The 19156-nt window shown below is 69.1% G+C and carries 18 protein-coding genes; 9 read left to right on the forward strand and 9 right to left on the reverse strand.

The genetic code is table 11. From position 1 onward, the window contains the following. Nucleotides 1-255 precede the first annotated feature (255 nt). Complete coding sequence (locus tag ENSA5_RS24925) at nt 256-1044, reverse strand: hypothetical protein (RefSeq protein ID WP_106394202.1); 789 nt, start codon at nt 1042-1044, stop codon at nt 256-258. A 181-nt stretch (nt 1045-1225) separates the two neighbouring features. Here ENSA5_RS24925 and ENSA5_RS24930 point away from each other — a divergent pair, with 181 nt between their 5' ends. Beyond that, nucleotides 1226-1723, forward strand: a complete 498-nt coding sequence (locus tag ENSA5_RS24930; protein ID WP_106394203.1) for a hypothetical protein — start codon at nt 1226-1228, stop codon at nt 1721-1723. 146 nt (nt 1724-1869) lie between these two features. Further along, the gene (locus ENSA5_RS24935) at nt 1870-2838 is read left to right on the forward strand and encodes a serine protease family protein (RefSeq protein WP_106394204.1); all 969 of its coding nucleotides are present in this window, start codon (nt 1870-1872) and stop codon (nt 2836-2838) included. Nucleotides 2839-2941: 103 nt separating this feature from the next. On the opposite strand, the gene ENSA5_RS24940 is transcribed toward ENSA5_RS24935, so the two are convergent. The 3 genes from ENSA5_RS24940 to ENSA5_RS24950 form a co-directional block, all read right to left on the reverse strand. Beyond that, entirely contained in the window at nt 2942-3484 is a 543-nt protein-coding gene (locus ENSA5_RS24940; protein ID WP_106394205.1) for a CopD family protein, read from the reverse strand. A 211-nt stretch (nt 3485-3695) separates the two neighbouring features. After that, nucleotides 3696-4421: an orotidine-5'-phosphate decarboxylase gene (gene pyrF / locus ENSA5_RS24945; protein ID WP_106394206.1), complete on the reverse strand. Its 726-nt coding sequence runs from the start codon at nt 4419-4421 to the stop codon at nt 3696-3698. 427 nt (nt 4422-4848) lie between these two features. Continuing rightward, nucleotides 4849-5691 carry a hypothetical protein gene (locus ENSA5_RS24950; RefSeq protein WP_106394207.1) on the reverse strand — a complete coding sequence of 281 codons (843 nt, stop codon included), beginning with the start codon at nt 5689-5691 and terminating at the stop codon, nt 4849-4851. Between the two features lie 394 nt (nt 5692-6085). Between ENSA5_RS24950 and ENSA5_RS24955 the strand changes: the two genes are divergently transcribed. Then, a complete protein-coding gene (locus ENSA5_RS24955) occupies nt 6086-6835 on the forward strand; it encodes a hypothetical protein (RefSeq protein ID WP_146156082.1) in 750 nt (249 codons plus the stop codon). A gap of 652 nt (nt 6836-7487) precedes the next feature. Beyond that, nucleotides 7488-8630 carry a serine hydrolase domain-containing protein gene (locus ENSA5_RS24960; protein WP_181198116.1) on the forward strand — a complete coding sequence of 381 codons (1143 nt, stop codon included), beginning with the start codon at nt 7488-7490 and terminating at the stop codon, nt 8628-8630. Here the strand turns inward: ENSA5_RS24960 and ENSA5_RS24965 are convergent. After that, entirely contained in the window at nt 8614-9168 is a 555-nt protein-coding gene (locus tag ENSA5_RS24965; RefSeq protein WP_106394210.1) for a CAP domain-containing protein, read from the reverse strand. The genes ENSA5_RS24960 and ENSA5_RS24965 overlap by 17 nt on opposite strands. Nucleotides 9169-9190: 22 nt before the next feature. Further along, nucleotides 9191-10795, reverse strand: a complete 1605-nt coding sequence (locus ENSA5_RS24970; protein ID WP_146156083.1) for a GDSL-type esterase/lipase family protein — start codon at nt 10793-10795, stop codon at nt 9191-9193. A 157-nt stretch (nt 10796-10952) separates the two neighbouring features. Between ENSA5_RS24970 and ENSA5_RS24975 the strand changes: the two genes are divergently transcribed. Genes ENSA5_RS24975 through ENSA5_RS24990 form a run of 4 tightly spaced genes read left to right on the forward strand, consistent with a single transcriptional unit; the run spans nt 10953 to nt 14343 of the window. Then, nucleotides 10953-11711 carry an MlaE family ABC transporter permease gene (locus ENSA5_RS24975; protein ID WP_106394212.1) on the forward strand — a complete coding sequence of 253 codons (759 nt, stop codon included), beginning with the start codon at nt 10953-10955 and terminating at the stop codon, nt 11709-11711. Beyond that, a complete protein-coding gene (locus ENSA5_RS24980; RefSeq protein WP_106394213.1) occupies nt 11712-12458 on the forward strand; it encodes an MlaE family ABC transporter permease in 747 nt (248 codons plus the stop codon). Then, nucleotides 12451-13248, forward strand: a complete 798-nt coding sequence (locus ENSA5_RS24985) for an ABC transporter ATP-binding protein (RefSeq protein WP_106394214.1) — start codon at nt 12451-12453, stop codon at nt 13246-13248. Before ENSA5_RS24980 ends, ENSA5_RS24985 begins: the two co-directional genes overlap by 8 nt. Nucleotides 13249-13272: 24 nt before the next feature. Beyond that, nucleotides 13273-14343 carry an MlaD family protein gene (locus ENSA5_RS24990; RefSeq protein ID WP_106394215.1) on the forward strand — a complete coding sequence of 357 codons (1071 nt, stop codon included), beginning with the start codon at nt 13273-13275 and terminating at the stop codon, nt 14341-14343. A 98-nt stretch (nt 14344-14441) separates the two neighbouring features. Here the strand turns inward: ENSA5_RS24990 and ENSA5_RS24995 are convergent, their stop codons facing one another. Next, entirely contained in the window at nt 14442-15263 is an 822-nt protein-coding gene (locus tag ENSA5_RS24995; RefSeq protein WP_106394216.1) for a hypothetical protein, read from the reverse strand. A gap of 101 nt (nt 15264-15364) precedes the next feature. Between ENSA5_RS24995 and ENSA5_RS25000 the strand changes: the two genes are divergently transcribed. Then, the gene (locus tag ENSA5_RS25000; protein WP_181198117.1) at nt 15365-16039 is read left to right on the forward strand and encodes a hypothetical protein; all 675 of its coding nucleotides are present in this window, start codon (nt 15365-15367) and stop codon (nt 16037-16039) included. A gap of 275 nt (nt 16040-16314) precedes the next feature. On the opposite strand, the gene ENSA5_RS25005 is transcribed toward ENSA5_RS25000, so the two are convergent. Next, nucleotides 16315-16629 (reverse strand): hypothetical protein, encoded by a 315-nt coding sequence (locus ENSA5_RS25005; RefSeq protein WP_106394218.1) that lies wholly within the window; start codon nt 16627-16629, stop codon nt 16315-16317. 56 nt (nt 16630-16685) lie between these two features. Beyond that, complete coding sequence (locus ENSA5_RS25010; RefSeq protein ID WP_181198118.1) at nt 16686-18269, reverse strand: VWA domain-containing protein; 1584 nt, start codon at nt 18267-18269, stop codon at nt 16686-16688. Nucleotides 18270-19156 lie beyond the last annotated feature (887 nt).

A 19156-nucleotide genomic window follows, 5' to 3' on the forward strand; every position in this document is an offset into this window, starting at 1 on the left:
GAATTTTCGCCGAGGGCGCGAAGCCAAAACGCCGCTGTACCGGGCGTACTGCAAGTTTTGGCGACAAAGCCCTCGGCGAAAAGGCCAAGCGAGGCGGCGCGAGGCATTGCACCCCGGGCTGCTAGGGGGCCACGCATCTGACTGCGAAGCTCATACCAGCCCACCGAGGGAGGGAGCGAAGCGACCGAGCGACCGGCCGCTTGCGGCCGTGCGTGGCAGAGTCGCAGATGGTCGGGGGGGTCTAAAGGAGCCGGTCTAAAACTTCCCGACCCAGGCGACTCCGCCGCCGCCGCCCGGGACGAGCGTCGGCACCACCGCCGTCTTTTCGGGCGCCCACCGCTCCCAGCGCTTGTACTTGACGTGGTTGCCAATGCCGACGCCGACCAGCAGCACGCCGAGACCAGTGGCCGCGACCGAGAGCGGGATCAAGAAGTCGCGCTGGTCGCCGAGCTTGCAGCTGAGCGCCGAGTCGAAGTTGCAGTCGGTGATCAGGACCGAGGTCACGATGAACGCCGCGCCGAGGCCGGTGATCAGGCCACCGGTGATCAGCATGCCCTTGCCGTTCATCGGATACTGATCTTTCGGGCCCCAGGTCGGCTCGGGCGGGCGCAGGGGGCCCTCGGGGACGAGCTCGGGCTCTTCTTCCACTGCCTCTGCCTCGACCTCGTCCGCTTCGGGGAGCTCGGCCTCAGCCTCGTCCTCGGGGGCTACGACCTCGGGCTCGGGCTCTTCGCCCTCGGCGGCCTCACCCTCGGCGGCCTCACCCTCGGCGACCTCGCCTTCGGGTTGCTCGCCCTCGGCGCCCTCGCCCTCGGCGGTCTCACCCTCGGGCGCTTCACCCTCGGCGACCTCGCCTTCGGGTTGCTCGCCCTCGGCGACCTCGCCCTCGGCGGCCTCGCCCTCGGGAGCGTCGCCCTCCTCGGCCTCACCTTCGGCGTCCACGGCGTCGGGCGGCGCGGCCCAGGCACTCGTCATGGGCACGAGGCTCAAGCTGGTAGCGAGCACGGAAGAGGTGATGCGGAGGCCGAGCTTGTTGGCGTACATGGTGTTCGAGTCGCTGCGGGAAAACCGACGCGTGGCAAGGGAGTATGGTACGGCTGGCGACGCCCACACAACCCCCGGGCGGGCTCGAGCTTACGCCTCACACCCGTCCGACTCGCCGCAAACGAACAAATTGCCGAATTCCCCGCTCTGGCCGTTGTTGAGCCTGTCGTAGACTCCGCGCATGCCGATGCTCGCCGACATCGACGATCCCCGCCCCTCGCGGGCGCGCGGCTTCCTGATCGGGGCAGTCATCGCGATCCCGCTCGGGATCGGGTTTTGGTGGCTGGCGACCGAGGTCCTCCCGGAGCTGATCATGGGCAGCGCGGTCGAGTACGACGCTCGCCTCCGCCAGGAGGACGCGTACATGCAGGGGGTCTGCGCCAACATGGACCTCGAGCGTGACGAGTCGCTGTGCGAGTGCGTGTACGCCGTCGAGTACCCCTCGCTCGACTGCCGGCTCGCGTTCATGCACTGGAGCCTCCAGCGGATGGTCGAGACCTGCAGCGATCCTGCGACCTTCGACCAGTCCCTGTCGTTTTGCTCGTGCGTCCGCAGCCTCGACGAGCAGCTCGCGAAGGTCGAGCCCGACACCAAGGAAGCCCGCCAGATCGTCCAGACCTACGCCGGCTGCACCGAGCTCGACGACGCCCTCTATCTTCCGCCGCTCGACCAGCTGTAGGCACATCATGAGGCAGCACACGGCGGCGGCCGGGCCGGCCGCCGTGAAATCGCGGCGCTCCCACGCCGTTGACGCGATGCGCTGACGCGTCCTACATTTCGCGCCGATCGAGCTCGCAGGCCAGTCCGCGAGCCCCGAGGAGACCCATGCTGAAGAAACTCGTCACGGCCGCGCTGTTGTCCCTGCCTCTTTTGCTGTCCACCGGCTGCGATGACCCATTCACGGTCTCGTCGAAGGACCTCAAGCCTGGCGGCGTGTACGTCACCTACGTCCAGCCCCAGGACTGCTCGGGGTGCGACGCGCTCGATCGTGGTGACCTGATCCAGGAGGTCGATGGCACCCCGGTCCTGACCACCGACGAGCTGCTGGCCAAGAACCTCACCGACGGCCAGCCGCACAAGATCAAGTACTTCGACAAGAGCGCCGACAACGAGGTCAAGGAGATCGAGATCACCGCGACCCCCAACAACTCGATGGCGCCGATCAAGGACGCGCCGCCGTTTTGGACGGTCGGCGCCGAGGAGCTCGACCGCGCGCCGAGCTGGGCCCGGCGGCGGCTGTTCGGCCACGCCTCGCCGCAGCTGCTGCTGGTCAACTCCGACGGCGGCTTCGTCAACGGCCGGGATCTCTACGGCAAGAAGGTCCTGATGGTGATGTTCGACTGGGCCGCGGCCTCGGACCGCCAAAACGGCGCGCTGTCGATGCAGGTCCTGCAAAAGGCCCAGGCCGACCTCAAGAACGGTGGCGTCGAGATCGTGTTCGCCCAGATCGCGCACCCGCAGCAGCGGGAGATCGCGCCGATGAACGACACCGACCTGCGCCAGTTCTTCAAGGACAACCAGGTCGGCGAGGCCGAGGGTGGCCCGCTCCCGCCGCCGCCGCTGTACCGCATGCCGAACAAGACCGAGGACAACCCCACGCGGGTGCTCGGGCTCGAGGGCGCGTTCACCTACTACGAGGCGATCGGCGAGGCCCCGAACGTGTTCGTGCTCGACGAGCACGGGATCATCCGCTGGCACTCGGCCGGGACCACGCCGGATCCGACCGGCGAGATCCCCGTCGACATGGTCTACACGATCAACGAAGCCGTCCTGTTCGCGCGCGACAGCCTCTAGACCTGAATGATTTAGCGCCGGCGCGGATCGTGGTCTCGCTCATGCTCGTGGGCGGGGTCGCGGGTGGCCGCGCCGAGCCGGCTGCTCGACCAAGTCGGCGTGCTCACTGCGAGTTCGCGCCGCGCTCGCGGATCTTGCGATAGACGCGGACCCCGAGCATCAAGGCTACGCCGAGCGCGAGCAGCCCGCCGACACCCCAGGCGATGCTCAGCGCCGACCTGAACACGGCCAGGAACACGATCGCGACCATGAACATGGTCCCGAGCTCGTTGAACAGGCGCAGCTTGGCCCCGGTCACGGTCGAGCTCGCGGCGGCCTGGCGCCGACGGATCGCGCCGCACCACACGGTGTAGGCGACGAGCCCGGCGAGCAGCCCGAACTTGATGTGCAGCCACGGCGGGATCGGGTCGAGCTGCGCGACCATCGCGAGCCCGGCGACGAGCGTCAGGATCATGGCCGGGACCGTTATGATCTGCCACAGCCTCCGGGCCATGAGCTCGAGCTGGGGCTGGAGGATCGCTCGCTCGGGCTCGGGCCGCTCGCCGGCCTCGGCGTGATAGACGAACAGACGCACGATGTAGAACAGGCCCGCGAACCACGAGATGAACCCGACGATGTGCAGGGCCTTGGCGAGGGTGTAGTCCATTCCAGTCTCGTGTAGCTCGACTTCTTCGCGCGCTGCACGGCCGCCCCGTGGCTGGGGGAAGCAAGTGTCCGAGCACGCGTCTCGAGCCCCTTTAGGGGGTCACGCATCCCTTGCGTAGCACATACCAGCCCACCGAGGGAGGGAGCGAAGCGAGCGAGCGACCTGCCGGGCAGCGGCCGTGGGTGGCACCGTTGCTGACGCCTGCGGGCTGCTAGCTCGGGAGCGCGGCGGCGATCTCGGCGACGATCGCGTCGGCGGCCGCGGGCGGATCTTCGGCGGTCCGGATCGGTCGGCCGACGACGAGGTGCGTGGCCCCGGCGGCGATCGCCTGGGCCGGCGTCATGACCCGCTTTTGATCGCCGAGCTCGGACCCCGCCGGGCGGATCCCGGGCACGATCTTGAGCAGCTGCGGCGCGATCGCGGCGACGGCCTCGAGCTCCTGCCCGCTGCAGACCAGGCCCGCGCACCCGGCCTCGACCGCGGCTCGGGCCCGGATCCCGACGAGCTCGGCGGGGCCGCGGGTGTGGCCGGCCTCGCGGCAAGCTTGCTCGTCCTGGCTGGTCAGGACCGTGACCGCCAGGACCCCGGCGCTGTCGCCCGCCTGCTCGACGCACGCGCGCAGGTGGGCGACGCCCGAGCCCGCGTGGACCGTGACGAAGCGAGCGCCGAGGGTGCTCGCGCTGCGCATGGCCGCGGCCATCGTGTTGGGGATGTCGTGGAGCTTGAGGTCGAGGAAGAGCTCGAGCTCGGGGTGGCGGGCCCGCAGCTCGCGGACGATCGTGGGCCCCTCGGCGACGAACAGCTCGAGGCCGATCTTGAGCATGCCGACGTGGCCGGCGAGGCGCTCGGCGAGGGCGAGGGCGGCGTCGCGGGTCGGTACGTCGAGGGCGACGATCAGGCGCGCGCGGGCGCGCTCGAGGCGGTCAGCTTCGGACATCGCTGCGGACCATATCAGCCCTGACCGGCCTCCGGACACCGGGCGGCGCACCGGGCGGGGAGTCTTTCCAGCAACGTGGGGGGCGCACCGGGAACGTCGGGGCGCACCGGCGCACCGGGCGGGGAGTCTTTCCAGCAACGTCGTCCGGCTCGAGACCCAAGTAGAGGGCGGCGCACCGGGCGGGGAGTCTTTCCAGCAACGTCGGCGCACCGGCACACCGGGCGGGGAGTCTTTCCAGCAACGTCATCCGGCTCGAGACCCAAGTCGCCCCGCGAGCGCGGACGATTCGCAAATTCACGCCTATTTTCGGCCTGAGAGGGCGAATCCTGCGGTCATGCGCACCCCCCATCACCGACCCGCGGCCACGACACAATTACCATCCCGCGGGATCGCCTCGAGCCACCCCGCCTTTCCCCATGTCGCAGGTTCACGAGGGCGGATGTTGGGCCACACTGACCCCAGCGAAGCGACGCAGCCAGTAGGTCCCCGCCGGAAACACAGCAGGCTTCCCCATCCGCCACGCCGCTCGCGCCTCCGCGTATTCGCGCTCCCAGTCGCGGTCCCGCTGCAGCTGCGCCAAGCGTCGCCAAACGGACGACGCCGCAACCTTGGGCGCGACAGTGAAGCGCTCCTCAAAGCTCATCGCCACCCGGTTCCAGTGTTGCCGCGCGAGCTTGCGCGGCCCCATGAACCGTCGGCTTTGGGCACGAAAGTCGGCCTGAATCTCGAGCTCAACGTCGCGCACCGCTGCAGCGAGCTTGTCGTACAGCGCGTCGTCGTCGAGCTCGCTGAAGATCGGCGGTCGGACCAGGGTCAACGTCGCCTCCTCGGGCATGTTGCCGTCAGGGTCGAACAACCCCTCGGGCCGCTTGAAGGTCCGCGTCTCGCCAAAACGCCAGTCCGCGGTGGTGAATCCCGGCCAGAGCCGCGCCCACTTCACGAGGCCAGCGTCGACCGGATTAGCGATGGTGTACACGAGATCTTTGAACGTCTCGTCATCGTTCGGGCGGCAGGTGTCGCAGGGTCCGTCGCCACTCCAGACGGAGTCGAAGCGCCCGCGTTGGGCGTTGATGCCACGGGCGATCAAGCTGTTGAACAGCTGCTTCCAGGGGACGAGATCGCCGCGCGGGTCGGTGAGGTCGATGTGGTAGTGGTCCGACATCATCACGGCCGCGTGGATCTGAACGCCGAACTTGGCGGCGGTGTACGCGAGGCAGTAGCCGATGAAGTTGACGATCTCGTCGGGAGCGCGGCCGGGGGCGAGGAACATGCGACGCTCGAGGCACCGCCTCGTGACCTTGTAGCTGGTCGACGGGAGAATCGGCCGCGCGCGGACCCGCGGGTGGGGCCGTGCCTGGCCTCGGGCCCGGTTCGCGGCCCGGCGGTCGGAGCTGGCTTGTTTGCGGGCGGAGGAGATAGCCACGCGAGGGTGTCGGCCCCCGGGTGAGGGTGTTGCAGGGTTCTGCGTGGCCCGTGGGCGGGCCACCCTCTGGCAAGTGATCGAAGGATCAAAATTGAGACTCTAAGTCCGGTTGCCCGCCCGCTCTAAGTCCGGTTGCACGGCAAGTGATCGAAGGATCAAAATTGAGACTCTAAGTCCGGTTGCCCTCGGTGTGCCCTTCGCCAGTGGGCAACCACCGCCCGAGCCGATAGCATCTCGCCGGATGATCGGGGAGCGCATGCGGAGTTGCTGGTGGGCGCTACTCGTCGTGCTCTGCACCGTGACCACGTCGTGCGGCGAGGCTGACGACGGCACCGAGGGAGGCATGCAGAAGTCCCCCTGGCCCCTGCCCCGCGCTTGCGTCCCGCCGTCGGGTATGGGCAGCCCCGCGACGATCGAGGAGGTCGTCGCGCTCATCAACGCGCTGCCCAAGCCCACCAGCTTGGCCTGCGTACTCGAGAGCCTCGATCGCCCCCTCGCTATGTATGCGTCCACCAGCATCGCGTCGGCTCAGCCCGCCGCTGGTCCCCACAGTCCCCGCGTCTTTGTGTTTCGGGACGACCTCACGATGTCCGTGGTCCTCGAGGGCAACAGCCGCGACACGCTCGAGCTCTCCTACGCGATCGGCGACCGCCTATCGATCAAAGCCGAGCTCGTGTTCCCCGTGGAGGAGGTCCTCGAGCCGAGTGCCCCCTACGACCAAGTCGCTGTCGGCGGCGGCACCACCTGTGGCGTGTGCCACGGCTCGGAGGTCACCGTGCCGTCGCTCGACTTCGCGGAGGCCTGGGCCTCCGACGTGTTCCAGGACGATCCCGACGAAGCCCTCTCGCGCTCGTTCCTGCGCCAGCTCGCGCTCGACTGCGACCACGAGACCGAGCCCGAGCGCTGCGAGCTTCTCGACGCCATCTTCGGCCACGGGGAGCTCGAGCCCGGCGATCTACCCCGTGACTCGCTGGTCTGCCGCCCGCCATGAGCAGGTGGAAACGGCGCATGGAACACCGGGTGGAGTGTACGCGAGGCAGTAGTCGATGAAGTTGACGAGCTCCGCGGGAGCTCGGCCGGGGGCGAGGACAAGCGACGCTCGAGGCACCACCTCGTGACCTTGTAGCTGGTCGACGGGAGAATCGGCCGCGCGCGGACCCGCGGGTGGGGCCGTGTGTGGTCTCGGGCCCGGTTCGCGGCCCGGCGGTCGGAGCTGGCTTGTTTGCGGGCGGAGGAGACGGCCACGCGAGGGTGTCGGCCCCCGGATGAGGGTGTTGCAGGACTCTGCGTGGCCCGTGGGCTGGCAACCCTCTGGGAAGTGATCGAAGGATCAAAATCGAGACTCTAAGTCCGGTCGCCGTCGGTCGCCGTCCGAGACTCTAAGTCCGGTCGCCGTCCAGTCCGGTCGCCGTCCGGTCGCCGTCGCCCGTCTATCGGGAAGTGATCGAAGGATCAAAATCGAGACTCTAAGTCCGGACCCAACACTAAGTCCGGACCCAACACGGCCCGACGGCCGTCTATCGGGAAGTGACCGAAGGATCAAAATCGAGACTCTAAGTCCGGACCCAACGCTAAGTCCGGACCCAACGCCCCGACCGGCCTCGCGGCTGGCCAGCGGCGCGGTGGTCCGGCAAGCTGAGCTGGTGACCGGCGCCGAGGAGCTCGATCGGCTGCTGCGCGGGGCCGTAACCGCCGGGGTCACGCCTGGCTGCGTGGCGCTGGTCTGGCGTGACGGCGCGCTGCGCTACGAGGGCGCCCACGGGTCGCTGGACCGAGACGGCGGCGCCGCCGTCAGCGTCGGGACGATCTACGACCTCGCCTCGCTGACCAAGGTCTTGTCGACGACGACGCTGGCCGCTCGGGCCGTCGGGCGCGGCGAGCTCGAGCTCGACGATCGCCTGCCCGTGCGGCTCGCGGTCCGAGGCGGCTATCGGCCGACCCTGCGAGATCTGCTCGAGCACGCCAGCGGGCTCGAGGCCCACCGCGAGTTCTTCTATCGGCCCTGGTCGCTGGGCATCGATCAGCCCGCCGCGCTGATCTCCGCCGTCCGCGAGCTGCCTCCGGCCGCGCCGCCACGGACCCGGGCGATCTACACGGACCTGGGATTTTTGCTGCTCGGCGCGTGGCTCGAGCAGCTCGGCGGGGCGCGCCTCGACGAGCTGTTCCGCGAGCGGGTCGCCCGGCCCCTCGGGCTCGAGCACGAGCTCACCTTCGGCGGGCCGAAGCCTCTGCCGAGCAGCTTCGAGCGCGTGGCCCCGACCGAGGTCTACGACGCATCCCTGCACGGGGGCGAGGATCAGCACTGGTACGCGATCCGCCGCGAGGCCGGTCAGGCGGTCGCGCGCGGGCTCGTGCACGATGACAATTGCCTGGTCATGGGCGGCGTGGCCGGTCACGCGGGCCTGTTCGGGACCGCGAGGGGCGTGCTCGGGGTCGCCCGGGCGTGGCTCGAGCGACGGCTCCCGGGCCTCGACGCCGACGCGAGCGCGCGGGTCTGGGACGCGTTCACGACCCCCTCGACGGTGCCCGGCTCGACCCGGCGGCTGGGCTTCGACGGCACCAACCCCGACGGCAGCGGCTCGACCGGGGCGGCGCTCTCGTCCGCGGCGATCGGTCACCTGGGCTTCACGGGCACCAGCGTGTGGATGGACCCGGGGCCGGGGCCGGGCTCCGGAGCGATCTATGTGCTGCTGACCAACCGCGTCCACCCGACGCGCGCCGACACCCGGATTCGCGCGCTACGCCGCGAGTTCCACACCCTCGCCGCGGCTACCTGCGGCCCATGACCTGGGTCCAGTAGTTGCCGTCGCCGTAGAAGCCGACCCCGAGCTCGGTGTTGTCGGGGTTCATGATGTTGCTGCAGTGGCCGGGGCTGTTCATCCACCCGTCCATGACCGCGGCCGGGTCGGGATAGCCCTGCGCGATGTTCTCACCCGAGGCGTTGCCGCTGTACTCGGTCTTGTCGACGCGATCCCACGGGCTCTCGCCGTCGAGGTTGGTGTGGGCGAAGAACCCGCGCAGGGCCATGTCCTCCGAGTGCAGGCGCGCGGCGCAGCGCAGCTGGGCCTCGGCGACCACCGGCCCGGTCGCGGCGAAGCTCTCGTCGCCGCAGGTCGCCCCCTCGGACCGGCGCTGGTTCACGATCGTGACGACTTCGGCCTCGAACTGGGCCCACTCGGCGGTCCACTCGGCCTGCGCGTCGCAGTGGGCGTTGTACTCGTCCTCGGCCGGGAAACCCTCGTCGGCGGTGCCCTCGTCGCTCGCGCACGCGCCGAGGGTTACGACCAGGGTCAGGGCGAGCGAGGGGACCAGTCGGCGCGACATCGCCGGATTTTACCAGACTTCTCTATGCGCGATCGAAGCTCGCCATCATCGCGTCGATCACCCCCATGCCCAGGCGCACGTAGCCGCGCTTGGTGAAGTGGATGTGATCGCGGCTGGCCATCTGCGGCCGCGCGGTCGCCCACTCGTGCATCGAGTTGACGCCGCCCATGAACGCGAGGGTGTCCCAGAACCCGCAGCCCATCTCGTAGGCGATGTCGCGCTGGGCCTCGACGATCTCGGCCACGCGCGGGCGCGGGACCCAGACGCCCTCCTCGACCTCGCGCGGGAAGTCGCCGGGCCCGATCAGCAGGCAGCTGGCCTCGGGCGCGGCGTCACGCAGCAAGGCCAGGACCTCGCGCAGCTTGGCGCGGTAATCGGACATCGGCTGGTTCTCGTCGGTCGCCTCGTTGGTCCCGTAAAACAGGGTGTAGAGATCGGGATCTCGGCGTCGAACATTGTCGGTGAAGATGTCCCGGTCCCAGCTGAGCATGTTGGCCGCCCGAGTCCCCGAGATCCCGAGGGTGTCGACGACGACCCCGGGCTGCTCGCGCTCCATGTTGAGCCCGAACAGCCGGACCTCGCCGTCGCCGACGACCCGGACCTCGATCTCGTGGGGGCCCTCGTCGAGGGCGAAGGCGTAGTAGCCCTGCGTCGGCTTGGTGACCGCCTTGCCGTCGCGCTCGCTGGTGTCGATGGTCGCGATCTTCTTGCCGTCGGCGAGCAGCTTGAGCGAGCCGCCGTCGGGCTGGGCGAGGTAGTGCAGCTCGTACTGACTGGCGACGGCGTGCTCGTGGCGCGGCACGATCTTGGTCCGGTCGCGCTTGCTGTCGCTGCTGCCGCTGGCCCCGAGCAGCCCGTAGAAGCCGTCCTTGCGCGAGCTCCGGCGCTGGGCGTACTCGGAGGTCCAGCCCTTGGTCTCCTCGATCGACCAGTCCTGGTAGCGGTACCACTTGTTGACGCGGTTGAGCGAGACGAAGCCCTGGCCGCCGTCGCCGAAGCGGGCCTGGAGGTAGGCCCGAAAGTAGCCGGGGTAGACGTCGGCTTGGGTGTGCGAGCCGCCGTAGACGAGGATCCGGACCTTGCCGTCCTCGTCTTCGCCGGCCGCGACGTCGCGCAGGGCCTGATGAAAATGGGCGAGGGCCGGGCCGTCGCGGGGATCTTCGATCGGGACGTAGAGCCCGAGCGCGTTGCCGTTGGCCGGGGCCTCGTCGCCGCGGCCCGCGGCCGTGCCGCCCAGCCCGAAGCCGGCCGAGCCCGGGAGCGCGAGCAAGATGTCGTCGTCGACCGAGCGCTCGCTCTCGCCTTCGCCCTCGATCAGCTCGATCCGCGGCGCGACCGGGTTGCCCTCGATGTCCTCGAACAGGTCGTTGCCGAGCAGCGCCCGCTGGGCGTCGACTCGAGCCGAGAGCGCGGCGTCGTTGTAGGCCGGCAGGACCTCGTCCTCGTCACCCGCATGGGTGCCGCTCGGATCCACGGCGGCTGGGACCGGCTCGACCGCCCCCTGCTCCGCGCTCGCGCTCGGCGTCTTTGGGGGCGGCTTGCCGCAGGTCATGACCCCGCAGCCCAGCGCGAGGGCCGAGAGCACACCCGCGAGGCCGCGGATCCCGGTTGTCGGCGCCCGAGGCACCAACCTTTTGTGTCCGGGCCAGCGATTCAAGTCAAATTAGCTCGGTCAGCCCAGCTGGCGGGCGGGGTGTAGGGACTGTTACAAATACGAGGCATGGACGTCCCTCGCGCGAGCTCCATCGAGCACACAGGGGCCGCGCTCCCGCTTTGAGCTCGCCATGGACAAGCTCCTGCGCTCGCTCCAGACCCTCGGCGCCTTGGTCGTGTTCATCGGCCAGGTCGCGCGTTCGGCGGTCACGCCCCCGATCTACTGGGGCGAGACCCTGCGCCTGATGAACGTGCTGGCCAAGCGCTGCATCGTCCCGGTCAGCCTGGCCGTGGCTCCGGTCGGCGCGGTGATCTCGCTTCAGGGCATCGAGATCTTCAAGCTGTTCGGGGCCGAGCGGATGCTGTCGAGCTTCCTCGGCACGGCGATCTTCCGCGAGTACAGCCCGGCGTTGGCCTCGGTCATGGTCGCGGCCCAGGCCGGCTCGTCGATCGCCGCGCGGATCGGGACGATGAAGGTCCGCGGGCAGATCGACGCGCTCGCGGTCATGTCGGTCGATCCGGTCCGCTACGTGGTCGTGCCCGGGGTCATCGCCTGCGTGATCGTGGCCCCGCTCCTGAGCGTGCTGACCAACATCCTGGGCATCTTCTCGGGCTGGGTGTTCGCGGTCCCGCTCGGCGGCATCGATCACGGCGCGTTCATGGAGCACCTGACCGCCCAGATCACCCCGGCGGATCTGTGGATCGGCCTCGGCAAGTGCTCGGTGTTCGGCCTCGGCATCGGGCTGATCGCCGGCTACCTCGGGCTCAACGTCGGCAAGGGCGCGGCCGACGTCGGCAAGGCCGCCAACGACACGGTCGTGAGCACGATCGTGCTGATCTTGCTGGTCGACTACGCCGTGAGCATGGCGCTGCTGGGAGCGGGGCTCTAGATGGTCGCCGCGATCCGCAAGCTGATCGAGTTCGTCCGCTTCATCGGGCTCGCGCTGCGGATCCAGTTCACCAAGATCCCGCCGCGCGACGTGCTCGTCACCCAGCTCGTCGACGCGGGCTGGGGCTCGCTCGCGCTCCTGACCATGCTGACGATCTTCGCCGGCCTCAACCTCAGCGTTCAGAGCTACGGCTCGTTCGAGCGCTTCGGGGGCCAGGACCTGCTCGGGATGTTCGCGGCCGTCGGTGGCGTCCGCGAGCTCTACCCGGTCATGGCCGCGGTCGTGTGCGGGGCCCGGATCGGCGCCAACTTGGCCGCGAGCCTGGCCAACATGCGCATCAGCGAGCAGATCGAGGCGCTCGAGGTCATGGCCGTCGACCCGGTCCACTACCTGGTCGCGCCGCGGCTGTGGGCCGTGACCCTCGCCCTGCCCCTGCTTTGTGGCTACGCCGACGTCGTCGGGCTCGCGGCGTCCTACGCGGGCGCGGTCTGGCAGCTCGGCCTCGACCCCGGCAGCTTCATCTCACAGGTTCAAGAGCAGGTCTCGCTCGCCGACATCGGCACCGGCCTGTTCAAGGGCCTGATCATGGGCTGGCTGGTCGCGGTCATCTCGTGCTTTCACGGCTACAGCGTGGCCAAGCGCGACGGGGCCGAGGGCGTGGGCATTGCGACCAACCTCGCGATCGTCCACGGCGCGGTCATGTGCATCGTCGTCAACCTCTTCTTGTCGTGGCTGATCTATGGGTGAGAAGGTCATCCCCGCCGACGTTCCTGCGGTCGTGCTCGACGGCGTCAGCAAGTCGTTCGGGACCAACACCGTGCTCGATGGCGTCAGCCTGACGATCGATCGCGGCTCGATCGCGGTCATGCTCGGGCCCTCGGGCACGGGCAAGTCGGTCTTGCTGCGCTGCCTCGTCGGCCTGCTCAAGCCCGACAAGGGCCGGGTGCTCGTGTTCGGTGAGGACGTCGCCGCGCTCGACGAAAAGAAGGCCCGCGACCGCAAGAAGCTGTTCGCGCTCCGCCGCCGCTTCGGCATGCTGTTTCAAGACGGCGCGCTGTTCGACGACATGACGGTGTTCGACAACGTCGCGTTCCCGATGCGCCTCCACACCGACATGAGCGAGGCGGCGATCCGCGAGAAGGTCTCGGACCGCCTCGCCCGGGTCGGGGTCGCCCACGCCGAGCAAAAATTCCCGGCCGAGCTCTCGGGCGGCATGCGCAAGCGCGTGGCCTTCGCCCGCGCGATCGCAATCGACCCCGACATCGTCCTGTGCGACGAGCCGTCCTCGGGCCTCGACCCGGTCATGTCCGCGACCCTCGACGAGCTGATCCTCGAGCTCCACCGGACCCTCGGCATGACCTTCATCATCATCAGCCACGACACCGCCGAGGCCCGCAAGGTCGCCGACACGATCGGCATGCTCGCCAACGGCAAGCTCGTGACCTTCGGCCCCGCGCAGCAGGTGTTCGCCGAGAACCACCCGGCCCTCGAGCAGTTCTTCACGCGCGCCACGGTCGGGCCGATCAAGGTCGTCTGAAATCAGCTAGCCCCGAGAAACCCCGTGAACCGCAAGCACATCTTCCTTGGCGCCTTCGTGATCATCACCGTCGGGCTGCTGCTGTGGCTGGCCCAGAATATCGGCGCGCTCGGGGGCAAGGACGGCAAGCACTACACGGTCACCCTCGACGAGGCCGCCGGGCTCGTCGAGGACAACGCGGTCAAGGTCGCGGGCGTCAAGGTCGGGATCGTCGAACACATCGAGGCGTCGGGCGACGACGCGGTCTTGACCTTGCTGCTCGAGCCCGAGGTCGAGCTCCACAGCGACGCCGTCGCGGGCGTCCGGGCCAAGAGCCTGCTCGGCGAGAAGTACCTCGAGCTGGGGCCGGGCGACCCCGAGGGCCCGCTGCTCGAAGACGGGGCCGAGATCGTCAACGTCCGCTCGACCTTCGAGGTCGACGAGGTCCTCAACGCGCTCGAGCCCTTCCTCGGCGGCTCCGATGGGATCGGCGCCGCGCTCACGCCCCTGATCGGCCGGATCGACGGGCTCGTGGCCAAGGCCGCGGGCGAGGACGGCGGGCCGCCGGTCGTGACCCGCGAGGAGGTCAGCGAGTCGGTCGAGGACGTGCGCAAGACGATCACCGCGATGCGCGAGATCACCGAGCAGAACAAGGACGGGATCCACGAGCTGATCGACAACACCAACGCGGTGCTCGGCGATCCCCGCGTCGATCGGATCATCGGCAACCTCGACCGGATCACGGCCACGACCGCCAACCGCCTCCCGGGCCTGCTCCAAAGGGCCGACCGGACCCTGGCCCGAGCCGACAGCGCGCTCGCCAAGGTCGAGGAGGTCACCGCCGAGTTCACGCCCGAGCGGATGGACAAGCTCGGTCAGGTCATCGACGACGTCGCCGTCACGACCAACAACCTCAAGCAGGTGTCCGAGGACATCAAGGGCATCGGCAAGGACGTCGGCCCGATGATCGCCAACCTCTCGTTGCTCGCCGAGCGGGCCGCGGCGCTCGACGAGCTGACCGTGCGCAAGTTCTTGCAGGAAGAGGGCGTGCTCGTCCGCGTCGGCGGGGGCAAGCGCAAGAACGCCAAAGACCGGATCGAAGAGCTCGAAGACTGAGGTTGTCGTCCCGGCAGCGGCCACGCAGACCGAGCGAGGACCGAGCGACCTGACCCGCAGCGGCAGTGCGTGGCAAAGTGCAGGGCGGCCGCGGGGGTCTAAGTTAGCCGGCCGCGGACTTCGGGGCTGGCCGCTGCGAGGGCGGGGGGCAGCGCGCGGCCGAGGTGGCTCCAGCACTTCTTGGTCGCGGCCTTCTGCGTCGGCGCGAGGTGGCGCAGGACGGCGCGGCGACGCAGGCCCTTGCGCTGGCTGTCGACCGCGAGGGCGTAGCAGGCCTCGGGCATCGACAGCCCGGCCCGGACCGAGCGGAGGTCGACGCCGCAACCTCCGCCGCAGCACGAGTTCTCGAACATGTAGGCGCCATTGGCGACCCAGATGCCCATGCCGAGCAAGACGCCCGCGAGCTCGGCGTCGGCCTCCCATTGCTGGAGGGCGTCGGCGTCGTCGTCGACCTCGGGCTTCAGCCCGGCGCGATCGAGGGCCACGCGACCGAGCTCGCGCGCGATGCCAGCGAGGAGCAGCTCGCGGACCTTGAACACCGCTGGGGTGAACAACACCAGGTACTCGTCGGGCCCGCGCAAGGTGTGCAGCAGCTTGCCGCTGGGGTCGCCGAGGTTTTGGTAGTGCGGGGGCAGCTTCGGCGCCTGGCCGCGCGCGTCGAGCTCGAGCAAGGTCAGCTCGACCTCCGACTGGCCGACGACCTCCTGGACGGCGCAGATCATGTCGAACAGCGAATCGAGGTCGCCGGGGGTCTTGCCTGATCCGAGCCCGAACTCGGGCGGATCGGTCAACAGATGCGGCCGCTGAGCTGGCGCGCCGAGCTGCGCGGCGAGGTCGACGATCCCGCCAGCGAGCCACTCTCGCGCGTCGTCACTAGGCACGAATTCGGGCGAAGTCGCGACAGAGCCGAAGGACAGCATGGCGCCAATGTAGCACGCGGCGCCGGCGATACGACCGAGGTGCGCGCCACCTTGCGCATCATCGGGAAGCTCACACACTCAATTAAGGGCTGGAAATTCGGATGACGTTGAAGCGCGAGTTGGGTGACAGAGCACGGGACTGGGTCCGGGCCACTGCCCGATCTGGCGCCGCGTTCGCGCTCGCGTTCATGACCCTCCTGCTCATCCTGATCCCAACCCGCGCCGAGGCCCGCGAGCGCGCGATTCGTGTCCCGCTGACGATCCATGTAGCGACCGACGACGGTCGCTCGGTCGTCAGCGAGAGCCGGATCCTCGCCTCGGTCCGCCGCGCCAACCGCGAGCTCGCGGCCTTTGATGTCTACCTCGTCGTCGAGAAGATCGTGCCCATGGTTGGCGGGACCACGATCGAGACCTCCGAGCAGCGCTTCGCCCTCGCCCGTCGGGCCCAGCGTGACGGCACCGTTCACGTGTTCTTCGTCGACCGCGTCGAGCTGACCTCGGCGCGCAAGGGCGACCGCCGCGTGAGCGGTATGCACTGGCGCTACCACGGCCTCGCCAAGGACATCCGCGCCCGCGAGTACCTCGCCGTGGCCCACAACGCGCCAACCACGACCTTGGTTCACGAGGTCGGTCACGCGTTCGGCCTCGCCCACGACAGCAGCGAGGACAACCTGATGTGCTCGTGTCGCCGCGGCATGGACCCGGCCTTCACCAAAGGTCAGGGCCGACGGCTCCGCAACGGCGCCCGCCGCTACCTCCAACGCAGCCGAAGGTGAACCCCGGGGGGCGGCAAGCGCCGCGCTAAACTGCACTACAGGAACTTGGTCCATTGCGCGAGCGCGGTATTGCGGGCGATCTCCAATAGTCGTGGCGTTGGCCTAGCAGCCCGGGGTGCAATGCATCGTGTCGCCTCGCGCCGGAATCTTCGCCGAGGGCGCGAAGCCAAAACGCCGCTGTACCGGGCGTACTGCAAGTTTTGGCGACAAAGCCCTCGGTGAAGAGGCCAAGCGAGGCGGCGCGAGGCATTGCACCCCGGGCTGCTAGCCCTGAATCAAGCGCTGCGCGCTCGACTCAGGGCTAGCTCGAGCAACTGCGCGCGAAAATAGTGTCGAGTCTTGGCATTCGCGCGCCGAATCGGCTTCACGTCGATGCCCTCGACTTGCTCGGATACCGCAGCGCCGGTCTGGGCCCACAATCGCTCGGCTTCGTCCAGCAACTTGGTCAGACGCTGGCGCAGGAGCTCTCGCTCGCTCGTCGCCAGCTCGCTTCGTCGAACACGCTTTTGTGTCGCCGCGGCGAGTACGCTCGTGAACCCGGCCTTGCCATCAATCGCTCCTTCGGCCTCGGAGATGGCGCGGCGGATCAACCGCTGCTGAGCGTCGGCGAAGAACTCGGCAAGGTCGCGCGCACTCGATGCGCGCCCTACTTGCTGAGCTGGGCGACCACCGAGGACATCTCGAGCAGGTCCGGGTCTTCGGGCATCAGCTCGAGGGCGTCGGAGATGTAGGAGATCGCGTCGAGGACCGCGCCGTAGTTCTCGGCTGGATCCACGCCGTCGCGGAAGCTTCGGAGCACGCGGGCGTAGGCCATGGTCGCTGCGCCCTTGTGGCCGCGGAGCGAGCCCTCTCCGAGCTCGGTGACGGGCAGCTGCCAGACCGCTTGTTTGGCCTCGTTGGCGAGCGCGTCGGTCCACTCGATCGTGACTTCGATGATCGCGTCTTCGCTCAGCTCGCTGCAGGCCTCGAGCTGGTGGTGAAACACGAGCGCGTCGTTGGGCGCGAGCATCGCGAGCCGCGGCTCCGAGCTGTCCATGCCCAGGTGAGGGTCGCGCTCGCGCACGGCGAGGCCCGGCGGGAGGGTCAGGGTGACCTCGAGCTCGGTCGCCGCGGCGATCATGTTTGCGGTGAATTCCTTGTCGAGCTCGAGCCACAGCTGCTCGGCGTCTCGGGCGAAGAGCATCGAGCCCCGACCCTCGTGGGCGAGGCCGCGGATCAGCGCGTCGTCGAATTGCATCGGGTCGCCGACGCCCACGCAGATCAGGTAGCGGCGGTCGATCGCGTGGTCTTCGACGATGCTCGCGAGGGCGTCGCCGGACGCGAAGTGACCGTTGCTGATCAGGACCACGCGCTGCTGCCCCTGACCCTCCCAGACCGGGGTCAGCGTGTCGTAGGCGAGCGTGAGGGCGGCGGCGACGTCGGCCTGCGAGGCCTGGTCATGTTGCTCGACCCGCCCGGTCAGCGGGGTCGTGCCCTGGGCCTCGATCTTGGTCGTCCCGAGCAGGATCGGCGTGTCGGCGGCGGCGATCAGCGTCACGCGATCTCCGGGGATCAGCGCCGACTCGAGCGCGGCGAGGGCCTCCTCGGCCAGCAAGACGGGCTCGCCGCTCATGGACGCGCCGAGATCGACGACGATCGCGAGGTCGACCGGCAGACGCTCGCCGCCGCTCATCTCGGGCCCGCGGACCGCGTACTGCAGACGGTAGCGCTGGGGCGCGTCGATGTTTACCACCGGTGAGGCCCACAGCTCGCCGCTGAGCTCGGGCTCCCAGCCCTGCGCGGGCGCGTAGTCGAAGTCGTAGTGGTTGAGGAAGGGCCGGGCCGACAGCGGGATCGGGGGCACGACGCCCGCGCCGAACAGCACGCTCTCGCGCACGAGCGCCGGGCTCGCCTCGACCTTGGCCTCGGTGAGGTCGTAGGCGATCGTCTGCTCGGCGTTGGGGTCGCACAGATCCAGGTCGAGCTCGGGATCGTCGAAGCTCGGGCCGGGGTCTTCGTCCCCGGTGCCCGGCTCGCCGGTGTCGGCCTCGCCGGTGTCACCGCCGTCGGATTCGTCGTTGCTGCCGTCGCCGTCGCCGTCACCGTCACCGTCGCCCGAGTCGTGCTCCCCCCCGGCGGCGTCGCCGGCTTGTTCGAGGGTGGCGGAGTCGGCGAACGAGCACCCGCTGGCAGCGAGGGCGAGGACAAAGGCGGCGGCCAGCGACCGCGAGGTCTGGCTGAGGGAGCGCATGGTTAGGTTAAGGGGTCCACTCGGGGGTTAGAGAAGTGGACTGAAACCAGCTTACACCGGTCCTGGGCGAGGACAAACCTCAGCCAGGGTTGGATCTGGGCGGTTTCGCCACGACAAAGATGTCGCGGACGCGGCCACCTCCACGCCCGAAACAGCACCCTTGGGTACTCGATCGTCCCGCGCGTGGCGCGTCCCATAGAGACAGGAAACAAGCCTTCGAGCACACACCTCGAGCCCCCTTCTTTAGGTCCACGCAGGTCCACGCAAACAACGGCGAAGCACATGCCAGCCCACCGACCGACGGGCCGGATGCGGCCGCGCGTAGCAGAGCCACCAACGCCCGAGGGGATCGAAAACAGCCCAGCCCACCGCCCGACCGACAGGCCGGATGCGGCCAAGCCGTGCATGGCAGAGTAGCCAACGGCCGCGGGGGTCCAAAAGAGCCCCCTTTTAGGGGGCCACGCAACCGAGGGCGAAGCATATACCAGCCCACCGAGGGAGGGAGCGGAGCGACCGACCGACCGGCCGCTTGCGGCCGTGCGTGGCAGAGTAGCTAACGGCCGCGGGGGTCATAGACAACTCGCCGTGCGTGGCAGAGTCGCAGACGGCCGCGGGGGTCATAGACAACTCGCCGTGCGTGGCAGAGTCGCAGACGCCCGCGGAGGTCATAGACAACTCGCCGTGCGTGGCAGAGTTGCAGACGCCCGCGGGGGTCATAGACAACTCGCCGTGCATGGCAGAGTAGCCAACGGCCGCGGGGGTCATAGACAACTCGCCGTGCGTGGCAGAGTCGCAGACGGCCGCGGGGGTCATAGACAACTCGCCGTGCGTGGCAGAGTCGCAGACGCCCGCGGAGGTCATAGACAACTCGCCGTGCGTGGCAGAGT

Origin of the sequence: Enhygromyxa salina (assembly GCF_002994615.1) — a bacterium.
In the GTDB taxonomy this organism is placed as follows: Bacteria; Myxococcota_A; Polyangia; order Nannocystales; family Nannocystaceae; genus Plesiocystis; species Plesiocystis salina_A.